Source organism: Prevotella sp. P5-92 (assembly GCF_002251245.1).
Classification (GTDB): Bacteria; Bacteroidota; Bacteroidia; order Bacteroidales; family Bacteroidaceae; genus Prevotella.
Window position 1 is genome coordinate 1 of the sequence record NZ_NPJG01000060.1, and the last position, 592, is coordinate 592.

Below are 592 nucleotides of genomic sequence, written 5' to 3' on the forward strand. Positions count from 1 at the left end.
CTATGGTTGCGCCGTGGTGGCGGTGACGGTGGACTGCTGTCGCAGTGGCTATCGCAGAGGGGCGGCGGTGCGGTGCATGAACCGGTAGGTGGTGGTGCGCGCTCCAGCCTCTATCCGCAGGAGGTAGACGCCCTGGGCGAGACCCTGGAGGGAGAGTTCGGCGCGGCGGGCGTCGGTGGCTGGTGCCTGGCCGACCATTGTGCCACTCACGCTGTAGAGCCGTATGGCTCTGAGCCCCTCGGCGCTTACCGCAAGCTGACCGGCGCTGAGGCTCACTGTGGGCACCGTGGTCGGGGCGTCGTCAATGGCTGTGGCGGTGCCGCTATAGATGGAGAAGATGTTGCCCTCGCGCTTGAGGTAGTAAGCCGGCGCCTTGGGCGAGGTCAGCGCCACATCGTTGCCGTCGGTCTTGCCGGTGACATAGATGCGATAGGTGTGGCCGTCGGCAAAGGGCTGGTTGCTCTGACGCAACCAGTAGCTGAAGAGCGGCACATCAAACGATGAATGGACGCTGACATTATCCTCGATACCCGGTATCTGGATGGTCTCATGGGTCTGCGTGTCTTCGCCAAACATATATATTTGGCTCCTA

The 592-nt window shown here is 62.5% G+C and carries 1 protein-coding gene; it reads right to left on the reverse strand.

What is annotated here, in order from left to right; genetic code table 11:
- Positions 1–48: 48 nt before the first annotated feature.
- The coding region (locus CIK99_RS06610) for a T9SS type A sorting domain-containing protein (RefSeq protein WP_216822789.1) at positions 49–592 on the reverse strand (544 nt) is incomplete at its 5' end.